Annotated in this window: 19 protein-coding genes and 1 tRNA gene; 5 read left to right on the top strand and 15 right to left on the bottom strand. The window is 61.9% G+C overall.

Annotated features, from left to right (window positions below):
• Positions 1–299: 299 nt before the first annotated feature.
• From era to rpoZ, 9 genes are all read right to left on the bottom strand, one after another.
• Positions 300–1226 (bottom strand): GTPase Era, encoded by a 927-nt coding sequence (era, locus tag NKH91_RS28965; RefSeq protein WP_352885436.1) that lies wholly within the window; start codon positions 1224–1226, stop codon positions 300–302.
• Entirely contained in the window at positions 1223–1948 is a 726-nt protein-coding gene (rnc, locus tag NKH91_RS28960) for a ribonuclease III (RefSeq protein WP_352848749.1), read from the bottom strand. Before rnc ends, era begins: the two co-directional genes overlap by 4 nt.
• A 4-nt stretch (positions 1949–1952) precedes the next feature.
• Entirely contained in the window at positions 1953–2702 is a 750-nt protein-coding gene (gene lepB / locus NKH91_RS28955; protein WP_352848752.1) for a signal peptidase I, read from the bottom strand.
• Between the two features lie 77 nt (positions 2703–2779).
• The gene (acpS, locus tag NKH91_RS28950; protein WP_023719885.1) at positions 2780–3193 is read right to left on the bottom strand and encodes a holo-ACP synthase; all 414 of its coding nucleotides are present in this window, start codon (positions 3191–3193) and stop codon (positions 2780–2782) included.
• The gene (locus tag NKH91_RS28945; protein WP_023677769.1) at positions 3190–3771 is read right to left on the bottom strand and encodes a DUF2062 domain-containing protein; all 582 of its coding nucleotides are present in this window, start codon (positions 3769–3771) and stop codon (positions 3190–3192) included. The genes acpS and NKH91_RS28945 overlap by 4 nt, the downstream gene beginning before the upstream one ends.
• Before the next feature lie 231 nt (positions 3772–4002).
• Positions 4003–4383: a VOC family protein gene (locus NKH91_RS28940; RefSeq protein WP_352848755.1), complete on the bottom strand. Its 381-nt coding sequence runs from the start codon at positions 4381–4383 to the stop codon at positions 4003–4005.
• Between the two features lie 13 nt (positions 4384–4396).
• Entirely contained in the window at positions 4397–4975 is a 579-nt protein-coding gene (gene pyrE / locus NKH91_RS28935) for an orotate phosphoribosyltransferase (RefSeq protein WP_352848758.1), read from the bottom strand.
• 116 nt (positions 4976–5091) lie between these two features.
• Complete coding sequence (locus tag NKH91_RS28930) at positions 5092–7320, bottom strand: RelA/SpoT family protein (protein ID WP_352814808.1); 2229 nt, start codon at positions 7318–7320, stop codon at positions 5092–5094.
• A 110-nt stretch (positions 7321–7430) separates the two neighbouring features.
• Positions 7431–7832, bottom strand: a complete 402-nt coding sequence (gene rpoZ, locus NKH91_RS28925) for a DNA-directed RNA polymerase subunit omega (protein ID WP_352481861.1) — start codon at positions 7830–7832, stop codon at positions 7431–7433.
• A gap of 279 nt (positions 7833–8111) precedes the next feature.
• Between rpoZ and NKH91_RS28920 the strand changes: the two genes are divergently transcribed.
• Positions 8112–8693 (top strand): LabA-like NYN domain-containing protein, encoded by a 582-nt coding sequence (locus NKH91_RS28920; protein ID WP_352848761.1) that lies wholly within the window; start codon positions 8112–8114, stop codon positions 8691–8693.
• Entirely contained in the window at positions 8690–9448 is a 759-nt protein-coding gene (locus tag NKH91_RS28915; RefSeq protein WP_352848764.1) for a uracil-DNA glycosylase, read from the top strand. Before NKH91_RS28920 ends, NKH91_RS28915 begins: the two co-directional genes overlap by 4 nt.
• On the opposite strand, the gene NKH91_RS28910 is transcribed toward NKH91_RS28915, so the two are convergent.
• From NKH91_RS28910 to dapA, 4 genes are all read right to left on the bottom strand, one after another.
• The gene (locus NKH91_RS28910; RefSeq protein WP_352848767.1) at positions 9398–9919 is read right to left on the bottom strand and encodes a hypothetical protein; all 522 of its coding nucleotides are present in this window, start codon (positions 9917–9919) and stop codon (positions 9398–9400) included. The two genes, NKH91_RS28915 and NKH91_RS28910, sit on opposite strands and share 51 nt — an antisense overlap.
• A gap of 110 nt (positions 9920–10029) precedes the next feature.
• Positions 10030–10758: a GH25 family lysozyme gene (locus tag NKH91_RS28905; protein WP_352848769.1), complete on the bottom strand. Its 729-nt coding sequence runs from the start codon at positions 10756–10758 to the stop codon at positions 10030–10032.
• Positions 10759–10864: 106 nt separating this feature from the next.
• Entirely contained in the window at positions 10865–11341 is a 477-nt protein-coding gene (smpB, locus tag NKH91_RS28900; protein ID WP_352848772.1) for an SsrA-binding protein SmpB, read from the bottom strand.
• Between the two features lie 25 nt (positions 11342–11366).
• On the bottom strand, positions 11367–12248 hold the full coding sequence (gene dapA / locus NKH91_RS28895; protein WP_023719896.1) for a 4-hydroxy-tetrahydrodipicolinate synthase: 882 nt from the start codon (positions 12246–12248) through the stop codon (positions 11367–11369).
• 225 nt (positions 12249–12473) lie between these two features.
• Between dapA and NKH91_RS28890 the strand changes: the two genes are divergently transcribed.
• Together NKH91_RS28890 and NKH91_RS28885 are read left to right on the top strand one after the other, a co-directional pair.
• On the top strand, positions 12474–14507 hold the full coding sequence (locus tag NKH91_RS28890; protein ID WP_352848780.1) for a lytic transglycosylase domain-containing protein: 2034 nt from the start codon (positions 12474–12476) through the stop codon (positions 14505–14507).
• 399 nt (positions 14508–14906) lie between these two features.
• The gene (locus NKH91_RS28885; RefSeq protein ID WP_352848774.1) at positions 14907–15800 is read left to right on the top strand and encodes an alpha/beta fold hydrolase; all 894 of its coding nucleotides are present in this window, start codon (positions 14907–14909) and stop codon (positions 15798–15800) included.
• A 305-nt stretch (positions 15801–16105) separates the two neighbouring features.
• Here the strand turns inward: NKH91_RS28885 and NKH91_RS28880 are convergent, their stop codons facing one another.
• Both NKH91_RS28880 and NKH91_RS28875 read right to left on the bottom strand, forming a co-directional pair.
• Entirely contained in the window at positions 16106–17164 is a 1059-nt protein-coding gene (locus NKH91_RS28880; protein WP_502899041.1) for a tyrosine-type recombinase/integrase, read from the bottom strand.
• Positions 17165–17401: 237 nt separating this feature from the next.
• A complete protein-coding gene (locus NKH91_RS28875) occupies positions 17402–18595 on the bottom strand; it encodes a porin (RefSeq protein WP_352848777.1) in 1194 nt (397 codons plus the stop codon).
• A 449-nt stretch (positions 18596–19044) separates the two neighbouring features.
• Between NKH91_RS28875 and NKH91_RS28870 the strand changes: the two genes are divergently transcribed.
• Positions 19045–19135 (top strand) — tRNA-Ser (locus NKH91_RS28870).
• Positions 19136–19228 lie beyond the last annotated feature (93 nt).

The raw sequence follows: 19228 nt of genomic DNA, 5'->3' as shown, positions 1-19228 counted from the left end.
GGGTGTATGACGGAGAGACGACAAACGGGAACCACGCACGGTCGCAGTGTCGGCAGGTGCTCCAGCCGATCTAACTGACCGATTTTGCATGAAATATCGGAAATTTCTCAGAACCCGCTCAGGATTTCGGGTCGCGCCGGTGCCAATAAGAAACGGGTCGACCGACGTGGTCCACGCATAGCCTTCCCGGAATGATTCGGCCGGCTGTTCAAGATGCAAGTCGACCGATTGGGCAGCCCGGCGACCTCTCAGAATCCTGAGGCGGCCAACAGGCCGCTCGGCGGATCGCCCAAACAGGCTCAGTGCGGAAATTCGAGCCCCATTTCGCGGTAGCGCTCGGGGTCGTCACCCCAGTTCTCACGCACCTTGACGAACAGGAAGAGGTGCACCTTCTGTTCGAGTATGCCTGCTATTTCCATGCGTGCCGCCTGGCCGATGGCGCGGATCGTCTCGCCCTTATGGCCAAGCACGATCTTCTTCTGGCTGTCGCGCTCGACATAGATGGTCTGGTCGATGCGCACCGAGCCGTCCTTCTTCTCTTCCCATTTCTCGGTCTCGATGTGGGAGGAATAGGGCAGTTCCTGATGCAGCCTGAGATAGAGCTTTTCGCGGGTGATCTCGGCGGCGAGCTGGCGCATCGGCAGGTCGGAGATCTGGTCCTCCGGATAGTACCAGGGGCCGGCCGGCAAGGTCTCGGCGAGATAGTCGAGCAGGTCCTTGCAGCCGGACCCGGTCAGCGCCGAAACCATGAAGGTGCGCTTGAACGGCACCCTTTCGTTGGCTGCCGCCGACAATGCCAGCAACGTCTCGTACTTGACCCGATCGACCTTGTTGAGGATCAACACCATCGGCTGCCGGACATCCTTCAGCCGCTCGAGGATGGCGTCGGCATCGCCCCGGATGCCGCGCTCGGCATCGATCAAGAGCAGCACAATATCGGCGTCCTTGGCACCGCCCCAGGCTGTGGTCACCATTGCGGTGTCCAGCCGGCGCTTCGGCTTGAATATGCCCGGCGTGTCGACGAAGACGATCTGCGCGTTGTTGTGGGTGGCAATGCCGCGCACGATAGCGCGCGTGGTCTGCACCTTATGCGTCACGATCGACACCTTGGCGCCGACCAATTGGTTGACCAGCGTCGATTTCCCCGCATTGGGCGCGCCGATCAGCGCGACGAAGCCGGAGCGGGTAGCGGGAGCTTCTGTTGCCGGAGCTTCGGTGGAGGTCATGCGGCACTCCCTTGATCGAGCCAGACGCCTTCCCGCTGCAGAAGTGCCGCGGCTGCAGCCTGCTCCGCCTCGCGCTTGGAGCGCCCGCTGCCGGTCGCCGGCGGATAGGCGCCAACCTTGACACTGACGGTGAACAGCGGATCGTGGTCCGGTCCCTCGCGGCTGTCGATTATGTAAACCGGCACTGCGCCTGCCGCCTGATGCGCCCATTCCTGGAGTTCGGTTTTCGCATCGCGACGGGCGGCGTCAATGGCTTGCGAGCGCGGCTGCCAGTATCTGTGGATGAAGGCACGGGCCGCTTCCAATCCGCCGTCGAGATAGAGCACGGCGATCAGCGATTCCAATGCATCGGCGCGCAGATTGACGCGCTTGCGCCCGTCGAGGCCGCGTACGTCCGAACCGGCGCGAATGAGTTCCGGCAGGCCGATCTCCTCGGCAATTTCCGCCAGGGCTTCAGCGTTGACCAGAGCGTTCAATCTCAGCGACAGCTCACCCTCGGCGGCGTCGGGAAATGCCGCCAGCAGCATATCGGCAACGACAAGGCCGAGAACGCGGTCGCCCAGGAATTCGAAACGTTCGTAGTCGATACCGGCTTGACTGCCGCGAGCGCTGGCATGGGTCAGCGCCCGCTGCAGGCGCTGATGGTCGCCAAAACTGTGGCCGGTGCGCTCCCTGAGCGCCTCGGCGAGCGCATCGGCGGTCAGCCGTTTCGTCGCCGCCATGGCCCTAATTGACGAAATGGAACAGGCGCGAGGCGCGCATCAGTGACGGCCATTTCCAGATTTCGAGCGGGCTGGCGCTGCCGCCGATCGAGAAGAAAATGAGGTTGGCGCGGCCGACCAAATTCTCGTCCGGCACGAAGCCGACGGTGAAGCGGCTGTCCGACGAGTTGTCGCGATTGTCGCCCATCATGAAATAGTGACCGGGCGGCACCTTGAACTCTTTGGTATTGTCGCCGATCGAAGCATGCGTCAGGTCGAGCGTGTCGTAGCTGACGCCGTTCGGCAGCGTCTCGCGATAGACATCGACCGGATAGGGCTCTTCGGTGATGTCGCGGTTGTCGATCTGCCCGACCTTGACGCGCGGCACACCCACGTCGTTGATGAAGAGCTGGCCATCCTTGACCTGGATCTTGTCGCCCGGCAGGCCGACGACGCGCTTGATATAATCGACAGAAGGATCCGGCGGAAACTTGAACACCACCACGTCGCCGCGCTTCGGCTCTGAGCCCCAGATGCGGCCCGAAAAGATGTTCGGCCCGAACGGCAGTGAATAGCGGGAGAAGCCGTAGGACCACTTGGTGACGAAGAGATAATCGCCTTCGAGCAAAGTCGGCCGCATCGACCCGGACGGGATCGAGAACGGCTGGAACAGGAGCGTGCGGATGACCAGCGCAAGCAGCAGGGCCTGGACTATGACGCTGACGGTTTCGCCAAGTCCGCCGGATTTCTTCTGGGTTTTTTCAGCCACGCTCATGTCGTCCTCGATTGTGCGTTGGATGGTATAGAGTCTCGGCGCGCGCTGGGCAACGTCATGCCGGTGGTCAGATGCAATCAATGTGGCGCTTCTTCGACCGGCAACGCTTCAATGATCACAAAGGCTTGAGCGAGCGGAAAATCATCGGTGATGGTGAGGTGGATCACCGCGCGGTGCCCTTCAGGCAGAATTTCGTCCAGCCGCGCTGCCGCCCCATTGGTCAGCGCCATGGTCGGCTTGCCGCTGGCCAGGTTGACGACCCCCATGTCGCGCCAGAACACACCCTGCGCCAGACCGGTACCCAATGCCTTGGCGCAGGCTTCCTTGGCAGCGAAACGCTTGGCGTAGGAGGCCGCACGCGCCGCGCGGTTTTCGGAGCGCGCCTGTTCGATTTCGGTGTAGATGCGCTGGATGAAGCGCTGGCCATGGCGTTCCAGCGACTTCTCGATGCGTCTGATGTCGATGAGGTCGCTGCCGATACCGATAATCATTCGGCAGGAACTTCCGGCCCGGTTTTTCCAGCCTTTGCCGCTCTTTCGGCCAGCCGCTTGCGGCGCTGCTCGTGGAAAGTGACCATGCCCCAGCGGGTGATGCCGTAAAACAGCAGGCCGAAAACCAGGCCGAGCGGTATTGCGCCGATCGTCATCGGCTTCAGCACCGGTCCCCACAATTGCGCAAAGGAAAGATTATGCAGCATGTCGCCGAGATGCGCGGGCGGGCCATGCGCCGGCAGGTGTTCATGCAGGATCAGCTTGCCGACCTCCCAGGAGGCGGCCCATAGCAGCGGAAAGGTCAGGGGGTTGCCGAAGACCGTGCCGAGTGCTGCCGCGACCAGATTGCCGGCGATCAGCCAGCACAGGATGGCAGCAATGATAAAGTGAAAGCCAAGCGGGAAAAACGACGCGAATACGCCCGCCGCAACGCCGGCGGCCACGGCATGCGGCGTGGCCCTAAGCCGCAGGATGCGCTTGGAAAAATACCGCAGCGAGCGCGAGAACGAGCGGCGCGGCCACAAATAAGTACGCACCCGCTCGAAAAAACCATCAGGCTTGCGCCGTCGAAAAAGCACTCTGTTCCTGTTCCTAGTTCCGTCAATAGCTTCACGCCGGCTTCTCCAGCCGGGCGCGACAGCCCCATGCTGCGCTCTGCGGTCGCCGAAAAGCAACTACGACTTTGATATAGCGATGCGCTGGCCGAAGAACAACGAGGCCGACGGCATCCGCTCGGTGGCCGCTCGCGCCGGCCCTTGGTGTCGCCGTTCTGAACAGGGCATGATCGCGGCGAATTTAAGGAGCGTCACTTAGGATCGATATTCGCTGACCTCGACGAGGTTGCCGTCCGGATCGCGGAAATAGACCGACATCATCGCGCCCCGAGCGCCGACACGCTCGACCGGGCCGACCTCTATCACCACACCATTGGCGGCGAGGTTGGCACATATCTCGGCGAGCGGACGGGCGGCAATCAAGCAGAAATCTCCGGAGCCCTGCGTCGGCGCCTTGGCCTTCGGCTCGAAGGTGTGCCCGACCTCGTGCACATTGATCTTCTGCGTTCCAAACAGCAGCGCCGTTGGTCGGTCCGGCTCGTCGAGGCGCTTGAAGCCAAGCACGCGCTGATAGAAGGCGCAGGTATCGTCCACTGAACGAACCGTCAGCACGAAATGATCGATGCCGGCAATCACGGAAGCGCCTCAGTCATATATTGCGGCTGCCCGGCTTGATCGCCGGTATGGCGGCGAGCTCGGGCGGCAGCCTGTCGGCCGGATAGGCCGGAACTTCATATTCGGCGAGCGCGATCAGCGGCACGCCGACATCGGTCTTGCCGGCCGAGCGGTCGATGATGCACGCAGCGGCAACGACATCGGCGCCAAGTGCGCGCAGGCAGTCGATGGTCTCGCGGATCGACAGGCCGGTGGTGACGATGTCCTCGACAATGACAACGCGCGACCCCTTGGCGATTTCGAAACGGCGGAGCCTGAATTCGCCCCCTTCCCGCTCGACCCAGATCGCCGGCGCACCAAGATGGCGCGAGGTCTCATATGCCGGGATCAGCCCGCCGATCGCTGGGCCGACGACATAGTCGATCCTGCCGGGAACGCCAGCGCGGATCTTTTCGGCCAGCGCCTTGCACAAGCGCTCGGTCTTGTCGGCATGCATGAAAACGCGCGCCTTTTGCAAAAAGACCGGGCTGCGCAGGCCGGACGTCAGGATGAAATGCCCTTCGAGAACGGCGCCGGCCTCGCGGAAAATGCCCAGCACTTCATCGGTGTTCATCGTTCGCTCCATGCCCATGGTGAATGGGTGAATGGTAGTGAGTAGTGAGTAGTGAGTAGTGAGTAGTGAGAGCACCCTCTTTCACTATTCACTATTCACTATTCACTATTCACTATTCACCCATTCACGCGTCGCGCGTCGCTGACGCTCGAATTGTCCTTTAGCTGCGACAGCAGCCGGTTCAAGTGCTTCAGATCCCACACTTCGAGATCAATCAGCATTTCGGTGAAATCGGGCGCGGTGCGCACCATCGACAAGGTGTGGATGTTGGCGTCGTTGGATGCGACGACCTGCGCAATGTCGGCCAGCGAACCCGGTGCGTTGATGGCGGTGACCGAGACACGCGCCGGGAACCGCTCCTTGGTGCGCTCGTCAATATCCCAGCGCACGTCGATCCAGCGCTCAGGCTGGTCGTCAAAGGCCTGCAACGCCGGCGACTGGATCGGATAGATGGTGATGCCGGTTCCCGGCTGCACGATGCCGACGATGCGGTCGCCGGGCACTGCCCCCTCCGGCGCGAAGCGCACCGGCAGATCGCCGCGCACGCCGCGGATCGGCACCGCATCGTCACGCGGCTGGTTCTTGTCCTTGCGTGCGGCGCGGCCCGGAATCTGGAACAGCATGCCGGCGGCGTTGCGGATCTTCGACCAGCCCTCCTCGCGCTGCTTGGGCGCGACCAGCGTGACGCGCTCGTCCTTGTAGTCAGGAAATACCGCCTTCATGACGTCGCTGGAGGCGAGTTCGCCACGGCCGACCGAGGCCAGCACATCCTCGATGTCCTTGCGCGCCAGCCGGTGCAGCACCGGCTTCAGGTTTTCCTTGGTGAAGGTCTTGCCGGACCGTTCGAAGGCGCGCTCCAGAATGCGGATACCGAGACCCGAATATTGCTTGCGGATAGCGTTCTTGGTGGCACGGCGGATGGCCGAGCGCGCCTTGCCGGTAACGACCACCGATTCCCACGCCGCCGGCGGCACCTGCGCCTTCGAGCGGATGATCTCGACCTCGTCGCCGTTCTTCAGCTCCGTCATCAGCGGCATGATGCGGCCATTGACCTTGGCGCCGACGCAAGTGTCGCCGACATCGGTGTGGACGGCATAGGCAAAGTCAATCGGCGTGGCGCCGCGCGGCAGCGCGATCAGCATGCCTTTCGGCGTAAAGCAGAACACCTGGTCCTGAAACAGTTCCAGCTTGGTGTTTTCGAGGAAGTCCTCGGGATTGTCGCCTTCGGCAAGCTGCTCGATGGTGCGCCGCAGCCAGGCATAGGCATTGGTCTCCTTCGAGATCGCATGGACGGCACCATTCATCTTGCCGCCGGTATCTTTATAGATCGAATGAGCGGCGACACCGTATTCAGCGATCTTGTTCATCTGGTAGGTGCGGATCTGCAATTCGACGCGCTGGCGCGACGGGCCGACGATGGTGGTGTGGATCGAGCGGTAGTCGTTCTGCTTCGGTGTCGAGATATAGTCCTTGAAGCGTCCGGGCACCATCGACCAAGTGGTGTGGATGGCGCCGAGCGCGCGATAGCAGTCCTCGACCGTCTCGACAACGACGCGGAAGCCGAAAATGTCGGACAGTTGCTCGAACGACAGCGCCTTGGCTTCCATCTTGCGGAACACCGACCACGGCTTCTTCTGCCGGCTCTTGACCTCGGCCTTGATCGAATATTTGTCGAACAGTGTGGACAGTGCCTTCTCGATCTCGGACAGCACGCCCTTGTTGCGCTCGAAAATTTCGACGAGGCGCGCGGTGACGGCGCGGTAGGCTTCGGGATTGATGAAGCGGAAGGCGATCTCCTCCAACTCCTCGCGCATGCCTTGCATGCCCATGCGGCCGGCCAGCGGCGCGTAGATGTCCATCGTCTCTTCGGCAATGCGCAGGCGCTTGGCTTCCGGCACATGGTCGAGGGTGCGCATATTGTGCAGGCGGTCGGCGAGCTTGACCAGAAGCACGCGCACGTCTTCCGAGATCGCCAGCAACAGCTTGCGCAGGTTCTCCGCCTGCTCGGCCTTCTTCGAGACGAGGTCGAGCTTCTTCAGCTTGGTCAGTCCTTCGACCAGCTTGCCCATTTCCGGACCGAACAATTCGTCGATCTCGGCCCTGGTCGCCGTGGTGTCCTCGATCGTGTCGTGCAGCAAGGCAACGGCAATCGTCGCCTCGTCCATGTGCATTTCGGTGAGGATGGCGGCGACTTCGAGCGGATGCGAGAAATAGGGATCGCCGGAGGCGCGCTTCTGGTGGCCATGCTTCTGCATGGCGTAGACATAGGCCTTGTTGAGCAGCGCCTCGTTGACGTCAGGCTTGTAGCGCTGGACGCGCTCGACAAGCTCATACTGACGCATCATGGCGGGATCTCGCAATGCTGAAATGAATCATGCGCCGCACTGGCGTACGGCGCATGTCATAGATAGCCACGAAACTGCCGACGCGAAAGTGTCGGCAGTTGTTGCTAAGATCAATAATCGTCGCTTTTTTCCGGCGGTACCAGCCCTTCGATGCCGGCCAACAGGTCTTCTTCGGTCATGCGATCGAAGGTGACGTTGTCCTCGGCGTCGTCGGCATCGGTGGCCGCAACAGTGCTGCCGGTCTGGTCGGCAATCGCCTCGCCATCGGCTTCCGGCTCGTCGACCTCGACATGCTTCTGCAGCGAATGGATGAGATCTTCCTTGAGGTCGTCCGGCGATAGCGTCTCGTCGGCGATTTCGCGGAGCGCAACGACCGGATTCTTGTCGTTGTCGCGAGGTACGGTAATCTGCGCGCCCTGGCTGATTTGACGGGCGCGGTGGCCGGCCAGGAGCACCAGCTCGAAGCGGTTGTCGACCTTGTCGATGCAATCTTCAACGGTTACGCGGGCCATGAGTTGCCCCTTTCATGCCTGGATTTGATGGAAAACAGGCGCGGTCCATAACCCGAACGCCGCCAAAATACAAGCTTTTATGGCGGTGCCCAGCTCTGACGCGGGCCGCCTGCGACGACGCAGCGCCGATCACAATTGCTTGCGGTGCCGCATGGTGCCTTGGATTGCCGTAAAACTGGCGTTATCTCGAACGATGAAGGCCAACAGGTCTATTATCAGACCGGCCGATAGTCGCCACGCATTTAGACGACCGCTTATTTCGAAAAAGGACATTTTTCCATGTTCGATCCTCGTGAAAAAATCGCTCTCTTTATCGACGGTGCCAATCTCTACGCCACCTCGCGCGCGCTGGGCTTTGACATCGACTACCGCAAACTTCTGTCGAGCTTCCAGAAACGCGGCTATCTGCTGCGCGCTTATTACTACACCGCGCTGGTCGAGGATCAGGAATACTCCTCGATTCGGCCGCTGATCGACTGGCTAGACTATAACGGCTTCAAGGTGGTGACCAAGCCAGCCAAGGAATTCACCGACTCGACCGGCCGCCGCAAGATCAAGGGCAATATGGATATCGAGCTGACCGTCGATGCGCTCGAGCTCGCCGATGTCGTCGACCATTATGTCATCTTCTCAGGTGACGGCGATTTCCGCACGCTGGTCGAGGCGCTGCAGCGGCGTGGGCGCAAGGTCTCGATCGTCTCGACCATGGCATCGCAGCCGCCGATGATCTCCGATGACCTGCGCCGCCAGGCCGACCATTTCATCGACTTGATGGCGCTCAAGAATGAAGTCGGCCGCGATCCGTCGGAGCGGCCGGTACGCCGGCCCGAGCCGGCCGAAGTCGACGAGGAAGACTATTGACGGTCGTTGCCTTGACCGCGCCCCTGGCCGCCTCTCCCGAACCCGATCGCGACTGCCCGCTTTGTCCGCGGCTGCACGACTTCATCGCCGAGTGGCGGCAGCGCGAGCCGTCCTGGTTCAACGCGCCAGTGCCGACCTTTTTGCCGCCGGAAGGCGAGGATGCGGTGCGCTTGCTGATCGTCGGGCTGGCGCCTGGCCTGCGCGGCGCGAACCGGACGGGGCGCCCCTTCACCGGCGATTTTGCCGGTGATCTGCTCTACAATACGCTGATCGCGCACGGCTTTGCGCGCGGCGAATTCAAAGCGCGACCAGATGACGGGCTGGAGCTTGTCGGTACGGCGATTACCAATGCGGTGCGCTGCGTGCCGCCGGAGAACAAGCCGGTTGGTGCCGAGATAGCCACCTGCCGGACGTTCCTGGTACCGACGATCGCCCGATTTCCAAACCTGCGCGCCGTGCTGGCGCTGGGCTCGATCGCGCACCAGTCGACCGTGCGGGCGCTCGGCCAGCGCGTCGCCGCCTATCCGTTCCGGCATGGTGGGCAGCAGCAGGCCGATGGCATCGCGCTGTTTTCCAGCTACCATTGCTCGCGCTACAACACCAATACGGGCGTACTGACGCAAGCGATGTTCCTCAACGTTTTCAGTCAGATAGAAGCTTTTCTGAAGACAGAAAGCCGGACGAGGCCCGCCGGCGCACAAGCCCTAGATTCGGGTGATCGCGAACAACCAGGCCAAGAGATCCAGCAACCATAGTAACAGTGCAAGCTGCAGCGCGACGCGCAGGCGTTGGATGATCCGCCAATTGCTGGCCATGTCGGATTTGATACGCAGCGCAAGCGCTCGGTGCATGCCGTCCATGGTTGCGGGAGGATGCTGATCGACGAAGTCCTGGAGCAGCTTCTCTGGATCGAAACGGAACGTATAGTTATAATATGGCCACACCATAATCGCGACCAGCAGTCCGACAAGAAAAAGCAATGTCAGCGCCAGCCAGTCCCAAGGCCCTATGCCATCCAGGAGCGCCCTGCCTCCAAGGAGAGAACTCGCGAACGCAGTTGCAAAAATCAGATTTCCCGCGCGCGTATTGAGACTTTCAACCACGCCCTGCTGGTGTTGGAGGCCACGCACTGCCTCCGCATAGACAAATGCCAGGCGGGGGTCGCCGCCGTCCGTCGCAGCAGGCGGGGCGTTGCTGTCATTGGCTGATGAAGGGCGCTCCGGCATCAAATGTACTTAGCACGGCGCCGCCTGCGGTATGAATAGCCACATTGGCGAGGGCTTCGTCGTTCCTGTCATCGCGCCACTGAGGGTGCTTTCGCCGGACAGGAATAGCGTCAATCCGACGCCGTCGCTTCAGGCGTTGCGGCAAACAACGCGGCCAGCGTCGCCGGCCCGCCTTGGAGAACATTCAGGTCGACGTCGCCGCTGATGCCGTCGACGCGGCCCCGGTTGTGGTACTGCCAGTAAATCCAGTCGTCATGGCCTGGCCGCAGCGCCAGCGAACGCAGCCAGCGCGGGCGGCCGGCTACCTGCCCGGCATAGGCTTGCGCGGCCTCGTCGGTCACATAGAGGATCGCCGTCTTGCCGAACGCTGCTTCGACCGGGCCGAGGAAGGCTGAGAGTTCGGCGCTCAGCTGTTCGGGAGTTGGCCGCTGCGGGCAATTGCCGCCGAACTCGATGTCTACCACCGGCGGCAGCAAAGGCTGATCGCGCGGCACCACCGAGATGAAGTTGCGTGCCTGATCGGCACCCGGCCTGCAGAAGGTGAAGAAGTGATAGGCGCCGACGGCAAGGCCGGCGGCGCGGGCCGCACGCAAATTGGCGGCGAAGGCATCGTCGACATGGTCGCCGCCTTCCGTTGCCTTGATAACGGCGAAGGCGACATCGTCGGCTGCAACACGCCGCCAGTCGATCTGCCGCTGATGATGGGAAACGTCGATGCCCCTGACCGGATATTTGCCGCGATCCGGAGAAAATGTCTGGAAGTAGGTATAGCCGCCGGCCAGGACGAGGCCCACCAGGAGCAGACCGGCCGCGCCCCATGAGACGATCCGGTTTTTCAAACGAGACCTATCCCTATTGGTCCGCCCTGCCCTCCGCCATGGCTCCGGGCGTTCGTCGCTCGAAAAGCCAAATCACTGGCTTTTCGTCCGCTTCGCGGACCTCTGCTCACCCTCGCTCTTTCAGCAGCCGGCCCTTCTCGCGCGACCAGTCGCGCTGCTTTTCGGTCTCACGCTTGTCGTGCAGCTTCTTGCCACGGCCGACGGCGAGCAGCACCTTCGCCCGCCCTTGGTCGTTGAAATAGATCTTCAGCGGCACCAGCGTCATGCCTTCGCGGTCGACGCTCTGCGACAGCTTGGCCATCTCGCGCTTGTTGAGCAGGAGTTTGCGGCGTCGGCGCGGCTCGTGGTTGAAGCGGTTGGCCTGCAGATATTCCGGCAAATAGGAGTTGATCAGCCAAATCTCGCCGCCCTCGACCGAGGCATAGCTGTCCTGGATATTGGCCTGGCCCTGACGCAGCGACTTCACTTCCGTACCGGTCAGCACCAGGCCGGCCTCGATCGTGTCGAGCACCTCATAGGAAAACCGCGCCTTGCGGTTTTCCGCAACGGTCTTGTTGTTGGGATCGGCTTTTCTGATATTCATGATGCGGAGAGGTGGCGCCTCATCCCTAATTTATCAAGCCGGCGTGCTTCATCGCCGCGTCGATCTTCTCGGCGGTCGACGGCTCGACCGTCATTAACGGCGAGCGCAGCACGTTCTCGACCTTGCCCAGCTTCGACAGCGCATATTTCGCGCCGGAAACGCCGGGTTCCAGGAAAATCGCCTTGTGCAGTGGCAACAGACGGTCCTGCAGGTCGAGCGCCTTGGCGCTGTCGCCGGAAAGCGTCGCCTCCTGGAATTCGGCGCAGAGTCTGGGCGCGACATTTGCCGTCACCGAGATGCAGCCGACGCCGCCATGCGCGTTGAAGCCGAGGGCCGAGGCGTCTTCGCCGGAGAGCTGGATGAAATCCTTGCCGCAGGTGGCGCGCTGCTCCGAAACCCGCTCGACCTTGCCGGTGGCATCCTTGACGCCGACGATGTTCTTGAAGTCGTGCACCAATTGCCCCATCGTCTCCGGGCTCATGTCGACCACCGAGCGCGGTGGAATGTTGTAGATGATGATCGGCAGGCTGGTCGCCTTGGCGACGGCGGCGAAATGCGCATAGAGGCCGCGCTGCGTCGGCCTGTTGTAATAGGGCGTGACGACAAGGGCCGCGTCGGCGCCCGCCTTCTCGGCATACTGGACCAGGCCGACCGCCTCTTCGGTGTTGTTGGAGCCGGCGCCGGCGACGATAGGAACCCGGCCCTTGGCGACCTCGATGCAGACCTTGACGACTTGGCGGTGCTCGTCATGCGACAGCGTCGGCGACTCGCCTGTGGTGCCGACCGGGACCACGCCCGTCGTGCCCTCGGCGATCTGCCAGGCGATGAAGGCGCGAAAGGCTTTCTCGTCGAAACGGCCGCTCTTTTCGAACGGTGTGACGAGCGCGGTCAGCGAGCCTCTCAGCATGTCGTCCAACTCCTTGGGGACTTTCGGGTTTGTCGTGCGCGCCTTCTAGCCGAAAGCGAAGCGGCGCACCATAGTCTCGACATTGTTGCGCGGCAAGCATTGCGCCAGCAATTGCAATTCGAATGACCTCGAGAAGGTTTTCTTTACAGGCCCTTCATCACAGACGAGTAAGCTTCAATTCATCTGTGTCTGTTGTAGCGTCGAAGAACGGGGATGACCAAATCCATGCCGATCAGGCGGCCTCATCTTTTCGCGCTTATCGGCGCGATCGTCGCCCTGATTCCCGGCGCGGCGATCGGCAGCAGCGTCGATGTGCAGGTTACGTCGGCGATTCCGATGACCGAGCCGCAGAACGATGCGGTGCAGCAGTCCCCGTCCGCGAGCGTCGCGGTGCTGAAGAGCGGTCTCGATGCGCTGGCGGCAAATGACATTGCGCGCGCGCGCCAGGTGCGCGAGGCGCTGCCGGCCAAATCGCTCGACCGGCACATCCTTGCCTGGGCGATCGCGCTCTATGGCGGCGACCAGGTGCCGAGCGGCGACATCGCCGATGCGGCAAAAATGCTGCCGAACTGGCCGGGTACGATCGCCTTGCGCAAGAACAGCGAGCGCGCGCTCTATCGCGAGAACCCCACGCCGCAGATCGTGGTGCGGGCGTTCGACGGCAGCCAGCCGCTGACCTTCGAGGGCGTGGTGATCCTAGCCCGCTCCTATGTAGCACTGGGCGATACCAAGGCGGCGCGCTCGGTGCTGTCGCCATTCTGGCGGACCGAAAAGCTCGAAGCCAGGGACGAGGCGGCGGTCATTCGCGAGTTCGGTGCGCTGATTCCGGCCGCCGACCATCGCTTCCGCATGGAGCGGATGTTTTATGCCGACCGGGTCGCTTCGGCGCTGCGCGTCGCCGGTCTCGCCCGCGCCCAGCAATTGGCCGATGCCTGGGCGGCAGTCACCAAAGGCGACAAGAACGCGGCCAAGCTGCTGAAGGCGGTGCCGGCAGCGCAGCGGGCGGCCGGCTATCTCTTTGCCGAAGCCGAATATCTGCGCAAGCAGCAGAAATTTTCCGACGCCGCCGCGCTGGTGATGAAGGCGCCGGGCGACCGCGACGCTCTGGTCGATCCGGACGCCTGGTGGGTCGAGCGCCGGGTGCTGTCGCGCGAGCTGGTCGACCAGGGCGACATGAAGACCGCCTACAGAATAGTCGCCGCGCATGCCGCCGAAAGTCCCGCCAATGCTGCCGAGGCGGAATTCCATGCAGGCTGGTACGCGCTGCGCGGCCTCAACGACCCGAGCATCGCCGCCAAGCATTTTGCGCGAATCGCGGAGCTCGCCCAAGGGCCGATGTCGCTGTCGCGCGCCTATTATTGGCTCGGCCGCGCCGCCGAAGTCGGCGGCCCCGGCAATGCCAAGGATTATTTCAGCCGCGCCGCAAGCTACGGCACGACCTTTTACGGCCAGCTCGCCGGCGAGCGCGTCGGCCGGCAGATCCTCAACATCGTCTACCCACAGCCAAGTGCCGCCGACCGCCAGAATTTCGCCACCCGCGAGGCGGTCAGCGCCATCAAGCGGCTGCAGGAGGCCGGCTATGACCGCTATGCCGAGACGCTCTACCGCGACCTCGCCGGGCAGCTGAACAACCCCGGCGAACTGGCGCTGCTTGCGGTGTTGGCGGAAAGACAAGGCAACCATTTCATGGCGCTGAAGATCGGCAAGATCGCCGGCGCCCGCGGCATCGATGTCGGCGCGCTGTCGCATCCGCTCGGCGTCATTCCCGACACCGCCAACATCTCCGGCTCGGGCAAGGCGCTGGCCTATGCGATTGCCCGCCAGGAAAGCGAGTTCAACATCGGCGCAATCTCCAGCGCCGGCGCGCGCGGACTGCTGCAACTAATGCCAGGCACCGCCAAGCAATTGGCGAAGAAGGCCGGCATGACATTTTCTCAGGCCCGGCTGACCACCGATGCCGGCTACAATGCAACGCTGGGCGCTGCCTTTCTCGGCGAGCAGCTCGGCCGTTTCGACGGCTCCTACGTGCTGACCTTCGCCGGCTACAATGCCGGCCCCGCCCGCGCCGCCCAGTGGGTGGCGAAATACGGCGATCCGCGCGGCAAGGACGTCGATGCCGTCGTCGACTGGATCGAGCGGATTCCCTATACGGAAACAAGAAGTTACGTCCAGCGCGTGATGGAGAATTACGAGGTCTACAAGATGCGTATCTCCGGCAAGTACGACATTGTCGGGGATCTGGTGAACGGCCGGGGGTGACGACCGGGCTTCAAGCCAAGTTTGCCGGTCACAGCGTATTTTGTTCTTGCTTTGTGCCGGCAGCTATGCTACTGATTTAAGTATGGTGCTGATTCGCACCGACGACCCGCCCAACGAGGCGGGTTTTTGTTTCAGGCTTTGAAAGTTCCGGACGTCGAGTTGGCGGACAGCGGCCCGCCCTGTCCTGCCGGACATCTCCCCAAGGGTCCCACCAGGGGGGAGATCGGCAGCTTCGTGGACAGTGCCTTTCTGCATCCGGCGAAACTTGGCGAAAGCGACGATGACAGCCAATCTCCCCCTTGAGGGACCCTGCAACTTCGGCGCCTCCCCTATTTGACCCTACCGGCCCCTCGCCTGTAGCAGTTGAAACAAGCCAGCAGCGAGAGGAACGGAGTCCACATGGCAACCGAGCAGGGTTTCTCCGATTTCTTCTACGCCGCGCCGGACGGGCTGTCCCTGCACGCCCGCATCTACGGCGAAGCGAATTCCGGCCGCTGGCCAGTCGTTTGCCTGCCCGGCCTGACCCGCAATTGCCGTGATTTTCACGAGCTGGCGCTTTATCTGTCGACGCAGGCGAAGCGCAAGGTCGTCGCTTTCGACTATCGCGGGCGCGGGCAGTCCGCCTACGATGCCGATATCGGCCATTACAATATCGGCATCGAAGCTGGCGATATTCTCGCCGGGCTGGCGGCGCTGAGCATCGAGGAGGCTGCCTTCATCGGCACGTCGCGCGGCGGACTGATCATCCATGTGCTCGGGGCGATGCGGCCGGCCGTGCTGAAGGCCGTCGTCCTCAACGACATCGGCCCGGTGATCGAGGCGCAAGGTCTCGCCCATATCCGCTCCTATCTCGACCCCGCGCCCAGGCCGAAGGCGTACGCAGAGGTGGTCCGCGGCCTGCGCAGCACCCATGGCGCCGATTTTGCGGCGCTGACCGATGCGGATTGGGAGCGGATGGCGTCAGCCCTCTACCGCGAGACCGAGGAGGGATTTCTGCCCGATTTCGATCCGAAACTGGTCGATACGCTGGCGGGCCTCGATCCCAGCCGGCCGATGCCCGATCTTTGGCCACAGTTCGACGCGCTGGCGGCCATCCCAATGCTCGTCATATGCGGCGCCAACTCGAAGCTGCTGTCCGCCGAAACGCTCGAGCAGATGCGGACGCGCCATACCGATATCGAGACGATCACCGCTGACGGCCAGGGGCATGCACCGTTTTTGGAGTCCGGGATCCTGCCGGCCAGGATCGCTGGTTTTTTCGATCGGGTGGAGCGGCGGAGCGGTTGGAAGTAAAACCACGGTAAGTTTAAGTAACTCTCTGCCTTATCTTGTACCTGTGAAGCATTCTGGCAGCGATTAACAGCTCTGCTGGCGTCCCGGAGAATAATTGTTGGATGTCGGCGCCGCCCCTCATCCGCCTGCCGGCACCTTCTCCCCGTGTAGTGACGGGGAGAAGGACAGACGGCCGCAACGCTGACGAACTGCCCTCTCCCCGTTTTTCACGGGGAGAGGGTAAGGGTGAGGGGCAGCGCCGACTTGATGAGTTGGCCTGCAATCCGTCGTCAGGTCGACCGACTTACGCCAGACCACCCAAACCGTCAGGATTTGGCGCTTCTCTTCGCGGGCTTTGGTGCCTTGCTTGCGACCGGCTCGCTTTTTGGTTCCCGCCTTGCCGAAGGTGGAGAGGACAAAGGACTTGCGCCGCCGCTGTCCGCGCCACTGCACCGCGGCGTCTCCAGCACAGTGACGCAGCCGTCGAGATCGTTGGTGGCCAGATGGGCGTAGCGCATGGTCATCGACAGCGTCTGGTGGCCGAGCCACATCTGCACACGCCTGATATCGATGCCGCCCTGGACGAGACGCGAGGCGCATGTGTGGCGCAATATGTGCGGCACGACCTGATCGTCGGCGCCAAGCCCGACCTCGGCCTTGGCATCGTTCCAGATGGCACGAAACTGCGCCTGGCTAAGCTTGGTGAAAGGGCCTTTGGGCCGGCGGCCCTCGGTGGCCGGCAGCTTGATCACCTCTTTTACCCGCTCGGTCATCGGGATGGTGCGGCTGCGGCCGGACTTGGTGATCCAGAAACTGACGCGGTGCTCCTGGATATCGTTCCAGATCAAGCCCAGCGCTTCGCCGAGGCGGCAACCGGTGTCGACGAGAAAGACGGAAAGCCGATAGGCGTCCTCGCTGCGGCTTTTGATGGCGGCAAACAGCCGAGCCTCCTCGTCCCTTTCGAGGAAACGAATCCGTCCCGCCCGCTCTTTCTGGCGGCGGAACTCGGGCAGGCTATGGATATCCCCCATCTTGTGAGCCTTGCGCAGCAGTTTGCTGAGGGCAGCCATCTTCCGGTTGATGGTTGCGTTGCTGTTGCCGCGCTGGCGCAAGGTGCCGATAAGGTTGTCGAGGGTGCTTTGGTCAAAGGCGCTGAAACGCTCCCCAAGGAGAATTTCGTCTATTTCGCCGATGAAAGAGCTGACATTGTATTTATGCCGCCCATCATCCCAAAGTGTGTCCCGGTAAGCTGAAAAAAGTTCTCCGATCCTATGCGACTTTACTTCTCGTATCTTGTTGTAACTGTATTTTATCTTTGCAGTTTGAGAAGAAAACATCGAAAAATGATCAGAGGTCCCTCCCTCTTGAATCGCATCGTTCGTCATTATTCGCCACACCCCCGAGTGGATAGGCCTAGACCTACCTGCTTGGCGGTGCCCTTTCAAGAGTTTTAAGCGTTGCGGCCGATTTCATCCACCAGTGGCGGATCCCAACGACATCGTTCCACAACCCTGTTCAGCTACCGAACCCCCTTTTCCTTCTGTTTGCTACCAGTCGCGAAAACAAAAACAGCCCGGGCGTTGAAGCGCCCGGGCTGGATTTCAGTTGCTTAAGTCCAGCCCTTAGAACGAGCGCTGGAAGCGGAGGACACCGCCGATGCTGTTTTCGTCGGTAGCACCGGTCCAGTTGTCGAAATTGTTGTCACCGAAGTGCAGGTAATCGACTTCGGCCGTGATCGTGAAGCCGGGGACGATGTCGTAGGCGATGTTCGCCGCGATGCCGACGTTCTCGCCTTCGTCATACGCCGCCTGAAGGTTGAACGAGGTCTTCTCGTTGATGGTGTAAGTGCCACCACCCCAGACTGCCCAGTTGCCGCTCCACTGCTTGTAGAAGTTGCGTGGGATATTGTCGTCCGAACCGTAGCCGGCCATCAGGAACAGCGTCAGGTTCTGCATCGGCGTCACGTCCAGGCGAGCCTTGCCTGTCCATTCTTCCACTGCGCTGTCATAGGCAATGACGCCCGAGATCGAACCCCAGCCCTGCGTGTATTTCACGCCGCCGACGACATATGGAACATAGCTGTCGATCGAATCGTGGCCGAGGTGGAGCGTTGCATTTGCCGGGGTGTCGCCGTTAAGGATAAAGCCTTCACCGGTTTCCAACGACGCCACTGCCGAGAAGCCGTTGCCGGCATCGAAGTAGTACTGGATGACGTTGGTGTCGAAGCCGCCGTAGGGAACCAGCGTATCGTTGATGACGTTGCCGGCGTAACCGGTGAACGTATTGAAGGCCGTTTCGTCCTTACCGACGCGGAGACCACCGAGCTGGATCCAGGCGAAGTTCAGCGAAACGCCTCTGCTGCCGAAGCTGGAGAATTGTGCATCAGGGGTGAGCGGGTTGTTGTCGAGATCGAACCCGTGATAACCGGTTCCCCAGTTGAAGCGGGTCTCGGTGTAGGTCTTCAAGGTGCCCATCTCGGTTTCCTGGCCGGTATAGGTCCTCAGCGTGAAGCGAGCCTGCTTGAAATAGCCGTCGTTGACATCGTCCCTGCCTTCCAAGGCTTCCGAAAGGTCTTGGTAACGGGCACCGGTGAACGCGCCCGCATCGCCGGCGGAGATATCATAGCGGACGTAGCCGCCGATGCGCATGCAGATTTCGGTGCCGGGGATGTAGAAGTAGCCAGCGCCGTAGACGTCGCAAATCTTGACGTATTCAGCGGGTTCCGGCTCGGCGACGACGACGGCGTCGGCGGCGCGCGCACCGGAAACTGCGATCAGTGCCGCAGCGGAGCCGAGAAGAAGGCTCTTGATGTTCATTTTCTGACCTCCAGTCAAAAGTTAAAAAACGGGTCTGGGTATTCTTTGCTGAAGGACAGCGTTCCCTGCCCCATCCCCACTACCGAAAAAGATGCGCACCGCGCCGCTCCTTCAAACCCGACATTACCCATGAGACGGCGGCGTTCAACCACGATCGTACCGGCAAAAGGTTTGTGTTGGCGCTATACCCCGGCGTTGTTGCACAAATGACACGATTTGGCCTCACTCCGAAGGCTCCCGTTAACCAACAGCCCTTCGCAAGCCGTTGCAAACGGCGGATTCCGGCGATGGTCGGCCCGAAATGTGACCATGGCGCGAGTCGCGAACCAGGGAATCGCCGCAGAATCGCCACATCGCTGGGCGGCGCTTTGGCGAAGGGTCGATTTTTCCAGGATAATAGCGCCAGCTTGTTGATTGTGCCGGCGCTTTTCTTTATCCACCGGCGCAACGGAGAGGTGGCCGAGTGGTCGAAGGCGCTCCCCTGCTAAGGGAGTAGAGGTCAAAAGCTTCTCGTGGGTTCGAATCCCATCCTCTCCGCCACCCTACGCCCTGCGGGGGGTGGGGGGGGTGGGCCCCCCCCCCCCCCCGGGGGGTGGGGTTGGCCCGACCCAAGAAATAGGGGTGGGGGGGGAT

The sequence above is a fragment of the Mesorhizobium sp. M0894 genome, assembly GCF_040319725.1.
Classification (GTDB): Bacteria; Pseudomonadota; Alphaproteobacteria; order Rhizobiales; family Rhizobiaceae; genus Mesorhizobium.
Note: the sequence above shows the minus strand (reverse complement) of the source record. Positions and strands in the feature narration are given on the sequence as shown.